Source organism: Burkholderia sp. PU8-34 (assembly GCF_053427725.1).
Map to the genome: position 1 here is coordinate 1 of NZ_JBSAXC010000025.1, position 16,125 is coordinate 16,125.

16 protein-coding genes are annotated in these 16,125 nt (G+C 65.2%); 11 read left to right on the forward strand and 5 right to left on the reverse strand.

Translation table 11 applies throughout. The annotated features are described in order from the left end of the window. Both ACV22Z_RS33220 and ACV22Z_RS33225 read left to right on the forward strand, forming a co-directional pair. Positions 1 to 211, forward strand: a 211-nt coding sequence (locus tag ACV22Z_RS33220) for a hypothetical protein (protein WP_448080488.1), incomplete at its 5' end; no start/stop codon positions are given. Between the two features lie 92 nt (positions 212 to 303). Continuing rightward, complete coding sequence (locus ACV22Z_RS33225) at positions 304 to 1,236, forward strand: LysR family transcriptional regulator (RefSeq protein WP_448080489.1); 933 nt, start codon at positions 304 to 306, stop codon at positions 1,234 to 1,236. A 23-nt stretch (positions 1,237 to 1,259) separates the two neighbouring features. Here ACV22Z_RS33225 and ACV22Z_RS33230 read toward each other — a convergent pair whose 3' ends face one another. The 4 genes from ACV22Z_RS33230 to ACV22Z_RS33245 form a co-directional block, all read right to left on the reverse strand. Beyond that, a complete protein-coding gene (locus tag ACV22Z_RS33230; RefSeq protein ID WP_448080490.1) occupies positions 1,260 to 2,351 on the reverse strand; it encodes a porin in 1,092 nt (363 codons plus the stop codon). A 50-nt stretch (positions 2,352 to 2,401) separates the two neighbouring features. Then, entirely contained in the window at positions 2,402 to 3,718 is a 1,317-nt protein-coding gene (locus ACV22Z_RS33235) for an MFS transporter (protein WP_448080491.1), read from the reverse strand. Between the two features lie 134 nt (positions 3,719 to 3,852). Continuing rightward, positions 3,853 to 5,244 carry an amidase gene (locus ACV22Z_RS33240; protein WP_448080492.1) on the reverse strand — a complete coding sequence of 464 codons (1,392 nt, stop codon included), beginning with the start codon at positions 5,242 to 5,244 and terminating at the stop codon, positions 3,853 to 3,855. A gap of 398 nt (positions 5,245 to 5,642) precedes the next feature. Further along, positions 5,643 to 6,347, reverse strand: coding sequence for an IclR family transcriptional regulator (locus ACV22Z_RS33245; protein ID WP_448080493.1), 705 nt, complete (start codon positions 6,345 to 6,347; stop codon positions 5,643 to 5,645). Between ACV22Z_RS33245 and ACV22Z_RS33250 the strand changes: the two genes are divergently transcribed. From ACV22Z_RS33250 to ACV22Z_RS33290, 9 genes are all read left to right on the forward strand, one after another. Further along, entirely contained in the window at positions 6,279 to 7,361 is a 1,083-nt protein-coding gene (locus ACV22Z_RS33250) for an enoyl-CoA hydratase/isomerase family protein (RefSeq protein WP_448080494.1), read from the forward strand. The two genes, ACV22Z_RS33245 and ACV22Z_RS33250, sit on opposite strands and share 69 nt — an antisense overlap. Beyond that, entirely contained in the window at positions 7,358 to 8,998 is a 1,641-nt protein-coding gene (locus ACV22Z_RS33255) for an acyl-CoA mutase large subunit family protein (protein WP_448080495.1), read from the forward strand. Before ACV22Z_RS33250 ends, ACV22Z_RS33255 begins: the two co-directional genes overlap by 4 nt. Then, complete coding sequence (locus tag ACV22Z_RS33260) at positions 8,995 to 9,411, forward strand: cobalamin B12-binding domain-containing protein (RefSeq protein WP_448080496.1); 417 nt, start codon at positions 8,995 to 8,997, stop codon at positions 9,409 to 9,411. Before ACV22Z_RS33255 ends, ACV22Z_RS33260 begins: the two co-directional genes overlap by 4 nt. Then, the gene (locus tag ACV22Z_RS33265; protein WP_448080497.1) at positions 9,408 to 10,535 is read left to right on the forward strand and encodes a CaiB/BaiF CoA transferase family protein; all 1,128 of its coding nucleotides are present in this window, start codon (positions 9,408 to 9,410) and stop codon (positions 10,533 to 10,535) included. The genes ACV22Z_RS33260 and ACV22Z_RS33265 overlap by 4 nt, the downstream gene beginning before the upstream one ends. 71 nt (positions 10,536 to 10,606) lie before the next feature. Beyond that, the gene (locus ACV22Z_RS33270) at positions 10,607 to 11,497 is read left to right on the forward strand and encodes an ArgK/MeaB family GTPase (RefSeq protein ID WP_448080549.1); all 891 of its coding nucleotides are present in this window, start codon (positions 10,607 to 10,609) and stop codon (positions 11,495 to 11,497) included. Between the two features lie 40 nt (positions 11,498 to 11,537). Then, positions 11,538 to 11,807, forward strand: a complete 270-nt coding sequence (locus tag ACV22Z_RS33275) for a hypothetical protein (protein WP_448080498.1) — start codon at positions 11,538 to 11,540, stop codon at positions 11,805 to 11,807. Between the two features lie 112 nt (positions 11,808 to 11,919). After that, complete coding sequence (locus ACV22Z_RS33280) at positions 11,920 to 13,020, forward strand: isopenicillin N synthase family dioxygenase (protein WP_448080499.1); 1,101 nt, start codon at positions 11,920 to 11,922, stop codon at positions 13,018 to 13,020. A gap of 38 nt (positions 13,021 to 13,058) precedes the next feature. Next, positions 13,059 to 14,492: an aldehyde dehydrogenase family protein gene (locus ACV22Z_RS33285; RefSeq protein WP_448080500.1), complete on the forward strand. Its 1,434-nt coding sequence runs from the start codon at positions 13,059 to 13,061 to the stop codon at positions 14,490 to 14,492. A gap of 9 nt (positions 14,493 to 14,501) precedes the next feature. Further along, positions 14,502 to 15,254 carry an SDR family oxidoreductase gene (locus ACV22Z_RS33290; protein ID WP_448080501.1) on the forward strand — a complete coding sequence of 251 codons (753 nt, stop codon included), beginning with the start codon at positions 14,502 to 14,504 and terminating at the stop codon, positions 15,252 to 15,254. A 55-nt stretch (positions 15,255 to 15,309) separates the two neighbouring features. On the opposite strand, the gene ACV22Z_RS33295 is transcribed toward ACV22Z_RS33290, so the two are convergent. Then, positions 15,310 to 16,008: a TetR family transcriptional regulator C-terminal domain-containing protein gene (locus tag ACV22Z_RS33295; protein ID WP_448080502.1), complete on the reverse strand. Its 699-nt coding sequence runs from the start codon at positions 16,006 to 16,008 to the stop codon at positions 15,310 to 15,312. Positions 16,009 to 16,125 lie beyond the last annotated feature (117 nt).

Consider the following 16,125-nt stretch of genomic DNA (forward strand, 5'->3'; position numbering starts at 1 on the left):
CGGGAAATATATGGCGGTGTGTTCATGCGCCAACGACAGTTGGCATCCGCATGCGACGTCCATTTGCGTGCGCAAGAAAACCCAAGCTGATCATAAGTGCCGCATGGCTCTCGACACGCGAAAGCGAGGCGGATTCGGGGCGTCGATCGACACTCTGGTCATTCCTGATGGACATCCGGCGCGCCGCACGGCGATGATCGGTGGCACCTGATCCTTGCGTCAGCCGGCAATACTGTCTTCCATGCTTGTCCGGCATGCGCTCCCTCCGCTTACTTGAAATTCGAGCCGATGCAACTTCGCACCTTGCGCTACTTCAAGGAACTGGCAAACAGCACGTCGTTGCGCAAAGCGTCCGAGCGGCTTCATGTCGCGCCGACGGCGATCAGTCGGCAGATCGAATTGCTCGAACATCATTTCGGTGTGCAGCTGTTCGAACGCGGACCGCGCGGCATCCGTCTGACCGCGGAGGGGGAGTTCCTGGCAGAACGGGTCGACACGGTGCTGCAGGAGCTCGATCTCGTCAAAACTCTGATCTCGGAACGCCGTAACCTTGATGTCGGCACGGTTGCCGTGTTCACGACCGAGGGTGTCGTGTCAGGTCTCCTTGCGCCGGTGCTCGCCGCGTTCACGCGCCAATATCCACGCATTCAGTTCGATATTTCGGTGGCGACGGCGCGCGAGACGCTCGATGCGCTGAGCCAGGGGCATGCGGATCTTGCGATCGGATACTACCTGCCGCATCGCGATGACATCGAGAAGATCGCGCATGTCGACGTATGGCACCACGTGCTTGTGCGGGCGGGGCATCCTTTGTGTTCGCGATCGAGCGTCACGCTCGCCGAACTGATCAATGAGCCGCTCGTCATGCCGAATGCCGCGTTCGGTACGAGGCAGGCGCTCGATCGCGTCGCCAGGCAGTGCGGCATCACGCTCAAGCCGACGTTTACGACGGGCTCCCTCGAAACGCAGCATGCGCTCGCCCGCCAAGGCGCCGCGTTGCTGATTCGTCCCAGCTTCCCGCCGCGTGCCGACGACGCGGGCTGCGGATCTCCCGAGGCTGCGCAGCTCGACGACAGCGGGCTTTACGCCATACGCATCGCCGACGCCGAACTGCAGCAGGTGCGCGTGGAGTTGTGCGCCTACCGGTACCGCACCCAGACGCTTGCCGCGCACCGCTGCGCGGAAATGCTCAAGGCCGAAATGGCGCGCCATCGCGTGCAATCCTCCGGGCAGTGACGGCCACGCGAAGGCGGCCGGCGTCAGAATCTCACGACGAGCCCGGCGGCAGCGCCCAGTTGCGAGATATTGGCGACCGGAGTCGTCGTGTAGTTCGTTACGCCGAAGTTGCTGCCGCCGCCATTCACCATATAACCCGCCGTCGCGTATACGTTCGTTCGCTTGGATAGCCAATAGAACACGGACAGATTCGCGAGCGTCGGCCGTGCGCCGCTACCCTTGACGACGTAGCGTCCGCCTTCGGCCGCGATCTTCAGGAACGGCGTCGGCATGTATTGCGCGGCAAGCCAGTAGACGTTGCCGTCTGGCGACGCCTGCAGGTTTCCGCGAATCAGCACGACACCACCGGAGACGTTGAACGGGTCGAACGCATAGCGGGCCGCGAAGCTCGTGCGCCGGTCGACGTCGGATGACCGGTCGACGCTGCCCGATATCGTTCCGTTGACTTGTTCGTATCCCGCGCGCAGCCACAGGTCGCCCGGCTTGTACTCCGCTGCGATGCCCCAGTAGCGCCCCGCGTCGGCATGGCCGGGCAACTGCTGCCCAAAGCCGAACATGCCCTCGACCGACAGCCCGCGGAATTCCGGCGACAGGTATTTGACCGAGTTGTCGAGCCGCACGGTTGCAGGCGGGATGATGTTGAGCGAGTAGATCGAGTAATTGTTGAAAAGCGTTGGATCGTACAGCACGGTCTTGTCGTACTGCACACTGTATTGGTGGCCGAACGTCAGTGTGCCGAGCCGGTCGCTGCGCAGACCAACGAGCGCGATCCGGTTGAACATCGTATCGGCCGATGCGAGCGCGCCGGTGCTGAGCGAGAAGCCGTTTTCGAGCTGGGCGATCACCTGCATGCCGCCGCCGAGGTCTTCCGCGATCCGCAGCCCGAAGCGCGACGGATACGCTGCGTTCGCGTTGGTGGACGTGACGACGCTGTTGCCAGCCGCATTCGCCTGGGTCTTGTACTGGATGCCGGCGTCGAGCAAGCCGTACAGCGTGACGCTGCCTTGCGCCGATGCCGTGGAGCCGAAGGCGGCGCACCCGGCGGCGATGACGAATGCTGCGGCAAGCCGGTGCTCGTCCGGTTGCGTCGCACCGCACGGTACGCGGCTCTTCATGAAAGTGTCCCGCATCATGGATGGTTGTGAAGGTCGAATGGGGTGGGAGGTCAACGCGTTGCGCGATGCATCGGAGAAGTCTCCGACGCGAGGAAGCTGGCGATGATGCTGACGAGATTGGTGGCGAGCAGATATCCGGTCGGTGACATCGGATCGCCGGTGGTACCGATCAGCCAGGTCACGATGCTTTGCGCGGTGCCGCCGAATAACGACACGGCGACCGCGTAGACGATCGAGAATCCGGTCGAACGGACGCGACGCGGAAAGCTCTCGGCGATCAGCACGATGACGGCTGACGCGCTGATGCCGTGCAGTGCGGTCAGCAACGCGAGCGCGACGAGCAGTACGGCCGGCGTCGGATGAGCGACGATCAGCTTCATCGCCGGAACGATCAGGAGCAGTAGCGCGACCCGCGGCCAGATGAGCACGGGGCGACGACCGTACCTGTCGCAGAGGCGCCCGCCGATCAGCGCGAACACGGCGAGCACGGAACCGGTCGTCAGCGTGGCGAGCATGGCGACGCTTTCGGGCAGATGCAGGTCCGTCAGCGCGAACGTGGTCATGTAGTTCAGGAAGTACTGCGTGATCGTGATGCCGAAAATCATCATCAGGCCGAGTGCAATACGTCCGCGATGGCCACGGTTCAGCTCGCGCAGGATCTCCCCTGTCGATGCGTGGGCATCGTCCGTATCGACCGTGTCAGACAGCCTGCGGCGGATGTAGACGCCGATCGGCAGGACCAGCAGGCCGAACGCGAACGGCACCCGCCAGCCCCAGGCGTACAGGTCTGCCTCGGACAGCGAAACCGTCAGCAGATAGCCGCACACGCCCGCGGCGATCGTCGCGAAGCCCTGCGTCGCGAGCTGCCAGCAAGCATAGGTTCCGCGCTGGCCGGATGGTGCCGATTCGAGCATGTACGTCGTTGCGGGACCCGCTTCACCGCCCCATGCGAGCCCCTGGACGAGTCGCGTGCACACGAGCAGGATCGGAGCGGCGATGCCGATCGTCTGGTAACCCGGCAACACGGCCATCGCGGCGGTGCCGACTGCCATCATCACGAGCGTCAGCATCATCGCCGGCTTGCGGCCGACCCGGTCCGCATAGGCGCCGATCAGCACGGCGCCGAGCGGGCGGACGACGAAGCCGAGTCCGAACACGGACACCGACAGCAGCAGCCGCATGAACGCGTTCTGCGTCGGAAAGAACGTGTGGCCGATCATGACGGCGAAGGTGGCGTAGGTGCCGAAGTCAAAGTACTCGACGGCATTGCCGAGTGCGACCGCAGCAACGTTGCGGCGTATGTTCGCGGTCGGCGTGAGCGGCGTGGCGTTCGACGCGCGATACGCCGGATCCAGCATGTCTTCCATGACGGCTTCCCCGATAAGGACGAGCGATTCCCGCCGGCATGACGACGCAGTCTGGTCATGCCGGAGCAGGATGGCGGATGAGACGGATGTCGGCGTCGCGGGCCGGCATCCAGACGGACGGCGAGACGCGCCGGTCAGTGGGGGGGCGACGGCCACGACGGCATCGCACCGCGCCAGGTTTCGTAAGCCTTCCCGAGCTGCAGGACCCACCGGTCCGCAAAGCGCGGGCCGACGATCTGGAGGCCGATTGGCGCGCCGCTGGCGGTAAATCCGCAGTTGATCGAGAGCGCCGGCTGCTCGCCCATGTTCCAGCCGACGGTCAATGCAATCGGATCCAGCGCGCGTGTCGGGTCATTGGTCGGGCTTGCCCATTCCGCTGGATAGGACGCGACCGGCGTGGTCGGCGACAGCAACGCGTCGACGTTCTGGAACACACGTGCCGCCGCTGCACGCATCTCGAACGTACGCGTGAAACCGCGTACGGCCTCGACACCGGAGACGCTCGCACCCTGGCGTCCCCACGCGACGACATAAGGCAACACGCGCTCGCGCGCATCGTCAGACAGGCGCTCGAGTTCGGCCCACATGCGCGCCTGCCAGAAGCGATCGAGGCCATCGAGCATCGCCTGGTTCAGCATGGGCGGCAACGGGACGATCACGGCGCCATGCGCGCGAAACGTTTCGGCGGCCGCTTCGACCGCGCGGACGATTTCCACGTCGGGCGCCAGCCCGCAGCCCATGTCCAGCAGCAGGCCGATCCGCTTGCCGCGAACGTCGGCGGCGGCAATCGACCAGTCAATCGGATCGGGCGGCAAACTGGTCGCATCGCGCCAGTCCGGTTGCGCGATATGACGCATCAGCAGCGCGGCGTCGTCGATCGTGCGTGTCATCGGTCCGGCGCAGCGACCCGTGTAGTACGGATCGATCGGCACGCGTCCGAGCGATGGCTTGAATCCGACGAGGCCGCACAGTGCGGACGGAATGCGGATCGAGCCGCCGATGTCCGTGCCGACGTGCAGCGGACCATATCCAGCCGCGGCGGCAGCAGCTGTGCCGCTGCTCGAACCGCCCGTATTGTTGTCGACGCACCATGGGTTGCGCGTCACGCCATACAAGCTCGAAGCGCCGGACGCGAGCATGCTGTAGTCGGGTACGGTCGTCTTGCCGAGCAGCACCGCACCGGCCTCGCGCAAGCGCATCGCGATGGGGGCGTCGACGCTTGCCGGGGTCGACCGGGTCGCGGTTGTCCCCTGTCGTATCCGGTCGCCTTCGGTCGCGATCAGTTCCTTGAGCGTGACCGGCACGCCGTCGATGTCGCTGAGCGGCTGGCCGGCAGCCCAGCGTTGCGTGGATGCAGCCGCCTGCGCGCGAACGCGAGCCGGCTCGAATTGCGCAAGCGCATTGATGTGCGGTTCCCAGCGGACGACGTGATCGAGCAGCGCGTTCGCGAAGTCGGTTGGCGTCAGGCTGCGTGACCGAAAGCGTGTCGATAGTTCTGTTGCGGACAGTTCGTGAAGCTCGGGCATGGTTTGGGACCTGAGAAGGTTGGGGATACGCGAGGGCGCCCGATCCGTTCGCGCATCCCTTCGCTGGAAGCCAACATAGCAATCCAGAACCGCCGGCTGATAGCGTGATTACTGAAGTACGGTGCACACAATTTCGTTGCACCCGTGCGCATGCTTTCGTGGATGCTTGCGAGGGGCTGGCGCGAGCGGATCGTGCTCGCAGACGGTGTCGCGTGGCGCCACCGGGCGCCGGCGGATTCACGCGGACGAATCGGAGGCGCATGCTGCGATGGGAACGCCCGGTTGCCGGGCAAAGTGATGCGTTGTCGTCCGGGGCCGCCGCGCGTGCGGCCGTGAGCGCGACGATCCGTCGTTCGGCCGCGCGTTTCGGCGCGCGCCCGATACTCGATCCGATGCGCTTATGCGGGGATGCCGGTGCCGGCCAACTGGCGCGTGAGAAGACTGCACGTCGCTACGAGGACCTTCGCGCATTCGGTCACGCAGCCTTCCATGCGATTGCGCGGGCCTGCGACTGCGATCGCGAGCGTTTCGTGGTTGAGCGTGAGATAGGCCGCGACCGCCCAGACGTCGCATACGTTCTCGCCGCGCGTGACGAAATAGCCGGCACGACGGCTGTCCTGCAGTTCCCGGACAAGCGCTTCATGATCCGTTTGCGTCGCCGTCGTGATGGCCGGCAATTGTCGGCCGTCGAGCCACGCACGCAGCTCCGTCTCCTTGAGACCGCCGAGCAGTGCCTTGCCGATCGAGCTCGAATGCAGCGGCTTGAACTCACCCGGTTTCGCCGAATAGCGGATCGCATGAAGTCCTTCGACGACCTGCAGGTAAATCACGGCGTTCCCCTGGCGCTTGCCGAGGATGACGGTCTCGCGCGTCGTATCGCGCAGACGCTCGAGTACCGGCGTCGCGCGTTCGATGAACGGGTCCTTGGCGGCAATGTCGCGCGTCACGTCGTAGATGCGTCGCGTCGGATACAGCGAGCGCGGGCGCGTCAACGTATACAGATAGCCGCGCGCCATCAGCGTCTGCACGATCGCATGGCAGGTGCTTTTCGGAATGTCGACCGCTTCGGCGAGCTCAGTCAGCGACAGCGGCCGCTGGTGCACCTGGAATGCTTCGAGAATGTCGATGACCCGCTCGACCGCCGTTACCGAGATTCCGCTCATCGCTTTGTCTCCCCCTTTGCCGGAAGTTGTGTTCAGCCCGCTGAACAAACGGCGTCGCATCTCGCGAATTGCTCGATTCAGTCGCCGTTTGTTCGACATGCTGAATTCGGTTTCTTGTTCGTGAACAAGTCAGATACTAGCATCGACTCAAACACAAACCGGAGACAAAACGGCGTGCAGACAGGTAACGAAATCATCGTGGAGATGCGTGTCGACGGTGCGCTCTGGATCACGATCGATCGCGCGCACAAGCACAACGCGCTGGCGCGCCACGTGCTGTCGGCAATTGCACGGGCCGTCGATGACGCGGCTGCGCGCGTCGACTTGCGCTGCATCGTGCTGACGGGGGCAGGCGATCGATTCTTCGCTGCGGGTGGCGACCTGCGGGATTTGTCCGGCGTGCGCGATGCCGACGCGACGCTGGCGATGAGCGAGCAGGCGCGTGGCGCGCTCGATGCGCTGCGCCATTGTCCGGTGCCGGTGATCGCCATGCTCAACGGCGATGCGATCGGCGGTGGCGCCGAACTGGCGCTCGCGTGCGACATGCGGATGCAGGCGGCGCATGCGCGTATCGGATTCGTGCAGGCGAGGCTCGCGATCACTTCCGCCTGGGGCGGCGGCCCAGACCTTTGCCGCACGGTGGGCGGCGCGCGCGCGATGCGAATGATGAGCCGCTGCGAAATGGTCGATGCGGCATGCGCGCTGTCATGGGGACTCGCCGATGCCGTGATCGCGGACGGGCCGCATGGCGCCGACGTTCGAGATTTTCTTGCGCCGTTGCTCGCCTGTGCGCCGCAAGTGCTGCGCGGCATCAAGGCGCAGGTCATCGCGTGGCGCGAGGGTGCGTCCGGCGATGCTGCACGGCGTGTCGAACAGCAGCAGTTGCTGACGACATGGCTCCACGACGATCACTGGCGCGCGTCGGACACATTTCTCGACAAGGGCACGAAATGAGCAAAGGCGAGAACGCTGCGGTGGCGGATCCTTCCGGCCTCGCCGAACCCCTGCTGCGCCCGGTCAGCCCGAGCGGCATCGACGTTCCGACGAGCGTGACAGGCCCGGCCGACGGCGCGGACGGCGCGCGCATCGGCATGCCGGGCGAATTTCCGTTCACTCGCGGCATTTTCCCGGACGGCTATCAGGGAAGGTTGTGGACGATCCGCCAGTATTCCGGCTTCGGGACCGCCGAGGAATCCAACGAGCGCTACAAGTTCCTGCTTGCCCAGGGCCAGACCGGACTGTCGGTCGCACTCGACCTGCCGACGCAGTGTGGTTTCGATCCGACGCATCCGATGGCGCGGCCGGAAATCGGCAAGGTGGGTGTGTCGCTGTCGAACCTGAGCGAGGCGGAAATCCTGTTCGACGGACTCGATCTTTCGAAGATCTCGACGTCGTTCACGATCAACGGCACGGCCGCCATCATCTATGCGATGTACCTCGCGGTCGCCGACAAGCAGAACGTGCCGCGCAGCCAGCTGACAGGTACGATCCAGAACGACATCCTCAAGGAATATGTCGCACGCGGCACATGGATCTTCCCGGTGCGGCCGTCGATGCGACTCATCGCCGATACGATCCTGTACTCGAACGAAGTGTCGCCACGCTTCAATCCGATCAGTATCGCGGGTGCGCATGTGCGGGATGCCGGCGCGACGGCGGCCGAGGAAATGGCCTATACGCTGGCGAACGGCCTCGCGTATGTCGACGAGCTGCGCGCGCGTGGCGGTGACATCGAGAAGTTCGCAAAGCGCCTGTCGTTCTTTTTCTACGTGCACATGGATTTCTTCGACGAGATCGCGAAATTTCGCGCGGGACGGCGGCTGTGGGCGCGTTTCATGAAGGATCGATACGGCGCGCTGGATCCGCGCGCACAACATTTCCGGTTCGGCGTCGTGTGCGGCGGCTCGTCGCTCGTCGCACCACAGCCGTACAACAATGTGGTACGCGTGGCGGTCGAGACGATGGCGGCCGTGTTCGGCGGCGCGCAGTCGATCTTCACGTGCGCATTCGACGAGGCATTCCAGATCCCGACCGAGTTCTCGGCGGAACTTGCCGTCCGCACACAGCAGATCATTGCCTACGAGAGCGGTATCGGCCGCACGGTCGATCCGCTCGGCGGCAGCTATTTCCTCGAGCAGCACACCGACCGCATGGAGCAGCAGATCCTCGATGTCATGGCGGAGATCGACGCGTATGGCGGGGTCGTGCGCGCCATCGAGGACGGCTGGATTCAGCTCCGGCTCGCGGAGCGCGGCCTCGAGCGCAAGCTCGATACCGACGGCGGGCTCAACGTGATCGTGGGCCAGAACCACTTCAGGAAAGCCGGCGAGGAGGTCCGGGTCGGTGAAGTGTTCACGCTGGATCCGACCGTCGCGCAGCGTGCGCTCGAGAAATTTCAGCGCACGCTCGATACGCGCCGGCAGGCGGCCGTGGACCGGTCGCTCGCGCGCCTCGCCGCTGCTGCCGCCCGTGACGACGGGAACGTGATGCCCTATCTGGTCGATTGCTGTCATGCGTATGCAACGGTCGGCGAGATGGTCTCGTGCCTGAAGCAAGTGTGGGGCGAATTCAAGGAGCCCGTGAGTCTATGAGCAACGTTCAAGCGACCGCCGCGCTGGCCGGCAAGCGGATTCTGATCGGGAAGCCCGGGCTGGACGGCCACGATATCGGCGCGAAGATCATCGCGCTCACGTTACGCAACGCAGGCGCCGAAGTGATCTATACGGGGCTGCGGCGCAGCCCGCTGCAGATCGCTCAGGTTGCGGTCGACGAAGGTGTCGATGCGGTCGGTCTGAGCATCCTGTCGGGCAGCCACAAGGAGCTTGTGCGCGATGTCATTGCGCAGTTGCGGGCAAGCGGCGCACCCGATGTGAAGGTGTTCGTAGGCGGTACCATTCCGGCCGAGGATCATCCGTACCTTCGCGAACTCGGCGTGGCCGGCGTATTCACTGCCGACATGCCGCTCGAGCGGGTCGTCGCGACGCTTGCGGAGCGCCTGTCGTGAGCGCGCCGCTTGCAGGTGTCCGCGTCATCGAGGTCGCGCACATGCTCGCCGGCCCGTACTGTACGCTGATGCTCGCCGACATGGGTGCCGAGATCATCAAGATCGAGACGCCGGATGGCGACATCGGCCGCACGGTCAGTCCGCATTTCATCGGCCCGCACAACGCGTACTTTGCGAGCCTGAACCGCAACAAGAAGAGCGTGGTGCTCGATCTCGCGAGCGGCGACGGGCGCGCGGCCCTCGAGCACCTCGCGGGTTCCGCTCACGCGCTCGTGACCAATCTGCGGCCGTCTGCGATCCGCAAGCTCGGCCTCACATACGATGCGCTGCGGCGCCGGAACGAGCGTCTCGTGTGCGTCGCGCTGACCGGCTACGGGCTTGACGGCCCGTTTTCCGATAGTCCCGCGTACGACTACGTGATCCAGGCGATGACCGGGATCATGGCACTGACCGGCGACCCGAACGCGCCGCCGACCAAGGCGGGCTATTCCGCTGTCGACAACTCGGCCGGGCTGGTTGCCGCCGTCGGCCTGCTGGCGAAGCTTGTGCAGGGGGAGGGCGGGCAGGTCGACGTCGCGATGTACGACGTGATGCTGTCGCAGCTGAACTACCTGGCGAGCGCTGCGTTGAACGCCGGGGAAACCGTCGAGCGGCTCGCGCATTCGTCGCACCCGTATCTCGTGCCGGCGCAGATTTTCCCGACAGCAGACGGCTGGCTCACGCTGTTCATCAGCCACGACCGCTTCTGGCGGATTTTCTGCAACGAGATCGCGCAGCCCGCGTGGCTCACCGACCCGAGGTTTGCGACGATGGCGGCGCGGCGCGTGCACCGCGACGTGGTTGTCGCCGCGATTGCCGATGTGTTGCGAACGGCGCCGGCGGCGCAATGGGTGCGGCGGCTCACGCCGCGCGGTGTTGTCGTGTCGGAGATCGGCACGCTGAACGATGCGTTGCGCAGCGAGATCGCCGCCGCCCGCGGCCTCGTCGTGCCGCTCGGCGACGGGCGCTTGCCGCTGCGGGGCGTCGCGAGTCCGATTCGCTTCTCGGGTTTTCGTCCTGCGTACGGCCTGCCGCCGCTCCTCGACGAGCATCGCGACGACGTGCTGGGCAAGGTGGCTACATGACGCTGCCGCCGCTTGACCGACACGCGCTCGGCCGCACGCTCACGCGCATCGCGAATGCCGACGTGTGCGACATGCCAACGCCGCCGGCGACGGGCGCCACGTCGCAGCCGGCGCGCCGCATCGGTATCACGGGCGCGCCCGGCGCGGGCAAGAGCACGCTGCTCGGCCGCCTTGCGCTCGAGCGAGCCACGCGTGGCCGCATCGGCGTGCTGGCCGTCGATCCGAGCAGCCCGACGAGCGGGGGCGCCATTCTTGGCGACCGGATCCGGATGGACGAACTCGACGGCAGCGCCGACCTCTATATCCGCTCGCTCGGCTCGCGCGGCACATCCGACGGGCTCGCCGACAACATGCCCGAGATGCTCGATGCGATGGATGCGTTCGGCTTTGCCGAGGTGCTGCTCGAGACGGTGGGCGTCGGCCAGGCCGAGTACGCGGCGCGCCAGCAGGTGGACACGCTGGTCCTGCTGCTCTTGCCCGACAGCGGCGACATCGTGCAGGCCATGAAGGCCGGGATCATGGAGATGGCCGATATCTTCGTCGTCAACAAGGCGGATTTGCAGGGCGCGCAGCGAATGGCCACCGACATCCGGCGCATTGCCGCTGTCACCCGGCGTCCCGACGGCGCATGGGTTCCGCCCGTGCTGCTGACTGCAGCCAGCCAGCCGGCATCGATCCGCGCGCTGTCCGACGCGATCGACGCGCATCAGGCCTGGCTTCGTATCAATCTGCAGTACGACGCATTGTGCGATGCGCGCGCCCGCTATCGGCTGAAGCGGCTGTTCGACGCGCGCGTCGTTCGCGCGATCGCGCGTCAGGAAGAGGGTTTTTTTTCGCTACCGGTGAGCGAGCAGATGCGGCGTATCGCGGCATGCGTGTGCGCGCGCGACGAGCGTGCCGAATGCGTAGCCGGTCCCGGTCCCGGCGCCGGCCGGCAATCGAATGACCGGATCGGGAGATAAGCCAATGCCACGTGAGCAGATCAGGTCGCTAAAGAAAACCATGCGCGTGGGGATGCGCGAGTCGGCGTCCGATGCGGACACCTGCAGCGCTCGCGACGCAGCGCTGCAATTGCTGCGTCATAGCGTGAAGCTCGGGCATCCGCGTCTCGTGGTTGTCCGGTTGCTCGATGCCGCGAAGCTTGGCGCACCCATCGATGACGAACTGTGGGACGCGCTCGCGCGCTTGCGGAACGTCGCTGCGGACCCGGCGCGGCGCGCGACGTTGCTCGCGCTGTGTGCGGCTCAGCGTCGCGGTCCGGAATATTCGTGATACGCCGAACGTCGTTTCGAGGTTCGATCGAGTCGAGAGCCGGACGCAGAAGCCGGCAGGCAGTGTATTGCCATCCACCTTTCCAGATAGACGAAACACTCAGGAGACAATCATGACGACTTCGCATGCGCAAGCCGGCAAGCAGCCGCTACAGGCCGATCCGTCGGCCGGAGCCCTCGACGCGATCCGGCGTGGCACCAACATTCCGGTCCTGGATGTCGGTCCCTGGCTGGCCGGTGAACAGGGGGCGCTCGAGCAGCTCGGCGCCGATGTCAAGATGATCCAGGAGAACCTCGGCTTCTTCGCGATCGTCAATCACGGCATCCCGCGCTCGCTCATCGACGATTCGTTCGCCCAGACCGCCGCGCTGTTCGAGATTCCGATGGAAGAGAAACTCAGGCATCGCGTCGGCTATCACCACCAGGGCTACCTGCCGCCGAAGGCGTCGATCCTGCAGTCGCGGGCGATCATGGAAAAGATCGCGCTCAACACGAAGAAGGACACCAATGCCGCGTGGCTCTTCATGCGCGAGCGGACCGCCGACGATCCGAAAGTGCGTGAGAACGTGCGCCATCGCGGGCTCAATCAGTGGCCGGACAGTCTGCCGGAATTCAGAAAGACGCTGCTCTCATACCAGTTGTCGATGGAGCGGCTCGCACTAAGGTTGTTGCCGATCTATGCGCGCGCACTCGAATTGCCGGCCGGTTATTTCGACAATATGTTCAAGATGCCTGAATACTATCAACGGTGCGCGTATTACCACCCCGAGGAAAAGATGGAGGAAGGGCAATATGCGCTTGCCCCGCACTCGGACGGCAGCTTCCTGACGCTCCTGCCGATGACGCCGGTTCCCGGCCTGCAGGTCATGAAGCCGTCGCGCGAGTGGCTCGACGTCGAGTATGTCGAGCACGCGCTGATCGTGAACACGGGGCAGGTTTTGAATCGGCTCTCGAACGACCGCTTCATTGCGACGCCGCATCGCGTCGTCAATCCGCCGACCAAGCGCTATGCGCTCACATTCTTCTTCTATCCGGACGACGACGCGAGCGTCGCGCCGATTCCGGCCTGTGTCGGGCCGGGCGAATCGCCGAAGTACGACTCGCGTACCTTCTACGAGTTCTTCGTGCCGTACCTCGATGATTTGTACCACTACAACGACAAGGTGTTCATGAAGGAAGTCGAGGCGGTCGACTCGCAGCCAGGCAACCAGTAAGCCGCGGGCGTACCGATGAACTGGACGGAGGAGGGGCGATGAAGACGATACTGATTGGCGGCAAATGGCTCGACGCGGCGGATGGGCGCTGCATCGACGTCGTCGATCCTTGCACGGGTGTGTCGTTCGCGCAGATCAGTCGCGGCGCGGCTGCAGACGTCGATTGCGCGGTGAGGGCGGCGCGCGCGGCGCTCGACGGCGAATGGGGTGCGACGAGCGCGGTCGAACGTGGCCGGATCATGCAGCGGCTCGCGGGGTTGATCCTGGACAACCGCGAAGCGCTTGCACGGATCGAGGCGCGTGACACGGGCAAGCCGATGTCGGCCGCGCGTGCCGATGCGAACGCGGTTGCGCGCTACTTCGAGTTCTACGGTGGCGCCGCCGACAAGGTTCACGGTCAGACGATCCCGTACCTCGACGGCTACAACGTCAGTGTCGTGCGGGAGCCGCTTGGCGTGACGGCCCATATCATCCCGTGGAACTATCCGGCGCAGATGATGGGGCGGACACTCGCGCCTGCGCTCGCGATGGGCAATGCGGCCATCGTCAAGCCGTCGGAAGACGCGTGCCAGAGTGCGATACGGCTTGCCGAACTGGCCATCGAGGCGGGCTTGCCGCCGGGCGCACTGAACCTCGTCACCGGCTACGGGGCCGAGGCCGGCGCAGCGCTGGCCTCGCACCGCGGTATCGACTTCGCGACATTCACCGGCTCGCCTGAGGTCGGCGCGCAGATCCAGCGCGCAACGGCGGACAACCACGTGCGCTGCGCGCTCGAACTCGGCGGAAAGTCGCCGCAGATCGTGTTCGACGACGCGGACATCGATCGCGCGGTGCCGGCGATCGTCAAGGCGATCGTGCAGAACGCCGGACAGACGTGTTCGGCCGGCAGCCGGCTGCTGGTGCAACGGGGGATCTACGACCGTCTGGTCGGCCGGGTCGCGGAAGCCTTTGCGGCAACGCGGGTCGGCACGCCGGATATGGATCTCGACTGCGGACCGATCATCAACGCGCGCCAGTATCGGCGGGTTCGGACCTGCATCGACGACGCGCTGGCCGGGGGCGTGCCGGTGATCGCGCGAGGCGGGCTGGCGCAGGGGCTGGCAGACGGCGGCTGGTTCGTGGCGCCCGTGCTGCTCGGGCCGGTACCTCGCGATCACCCGCTTGCGCGCCGTGAGGTATTCGGCCCGGTGCTTGCCGTGATGCCCTTTACCGACGAGGACGATGCGATCGGTCTGGCGAACGACACGGAATACGGTCTCGTCGCGGGCGTGTGGACCGAGAACGGCAGTCGTCAGGCCCGCGTCAGCCGGCGCGTGCGCAGCGGCCAGGTTTTCATCAACTGCTATGGCGCCGGCGGCGGGGTCGAGCTTCCGTTCGGCGGGGTGAAGCATAGCGGCCACGGGCGCGAGAAGGGCATGATCGCGCTCGACGAAATGAGCACGGTCAAGACGATTGTCCAGCAATTTCAATAGGAGACGGATATGTCCAGACTGGAGAACCGCGTTGCAATCGTGACGGGTGCGGGAAGCGGCTTCGGTGCCGCAATCGCGCGCGCGTATGTGGAAGAGAACGCACGTGTCGTGCTGGCCGATATCAACGGCGACGCGGTGCAGCGGCTTGCCGGAGAGCTTGGCGAAAACGCGAGCGGCATCGCTTGCGACGTGACGCAGGCGGACCACGTCGGGGCTGCCGTTCGGCACTGCGTCGACACGTTCGGCGTGCCCGACATCGTGGTCAACAACGCGGGCACGACCCATCGGAACGGATCGATGCTCGAAGTCGACGAGGCGATCTTCGATCGGGTGTTTGCCGTCAATGTAAAGTCGATATTTCACATGACGCGTGCGGTGGTGCCGCTGATGAAGGCGAGGAAAACGGGCGTGATCCTCAATGTCGGGTCGGTCGGCAGCCACCGTCCGCGGCCCGGGCTGACCTGGTACAACAGCTCGAAGGGTGCCGTGAGCGTGATGTCGAAGTCGATGGCCGTCGAATTGGCCGCCGACGGTATTCGCGTCAATCTGATCTCGCCGGTCATGGCGGCGACCGCGCTGCTGCAGGAATTCATGGGCGTACCCGATACGCCCGAGAACCGCTCGCGTTTTATCTCGACGATTCCGCTTGGCCGAATGTGCGATCCCGCCGATGTCGGCAACGTGGCGGTGTTTCTCGCGAGCGACGACGCACGGTTTCTGACGGGGATCGATGTACCCGTAGACGGCGGGCGTTCGGTGTGACGATCCAGCGCGGGTGCGCATTGCATCCGCGCCCGTTCACATCCACTGCGACTTTTCAGGCCTGTCGCTTCGCGTTCGGTGAAACTGCCCCGCATGCGCGAATCACAAGCTCCACGACCTGTTCCGTCTTCTCGGCAAACGCCTTCTGCGTCAGCGCCCGCTTCCCGCTCAACGCGCGGATCTGCGCGTCGAAATCCGCATAGTGCTGCGTCGTCGCCCAGATCATGTACATCAGCGCCTGTGGGTCGACCGGCGCGACCAGCCCGCGCGCGATCCAGTCGTCGATCACGGTCACGCGCGTGTCGAGCCACGGCTTGACGCGCTGCGAGAGGATGTCCTGCATGTGCTCGGCACCCTGGATGATCTCGTTGGCCCAGACCTTCGAACCGAGCGGCCGCCGGCGCGACAGCTCCATCTTCACGCGCACGTAGCCGCCGATCGCGGCCACCGGATCGTCACTGCCTTCGAACGTGTTGGCGGCACGATGCCAGTCCTCGAACACATCCTCGAGCACGCGACGATACAGCGCAAGCTTCGTCGGGAAGTAGTAGTGCAGGTTGGCTTTCGGCAATCCGGCGCGTTCCGCGATCATCGCGGTGCTCGCACCTTCGAGCCCGCGTTCGGCAAAGACGGCCTCCGCACACGCGAGCAGATGTGCCTCGTTCGACTCGCGGATGTGCGCCTTGCGCCGCCGCAAAGGCGGGGACGTTGCGGCGCTATCCGTCATGTCGGCTACGGCTTCGTCATGTTTCATCGTTGGCCTCGCGCGGCACGCATGCCGCATCGCGCTTCATTCTAGCCTCTGAACCGCAGGATGACACGCGCGCGGAATGCATGGCCACTCCCCGATGCTGCGATGCGATGGCACGCT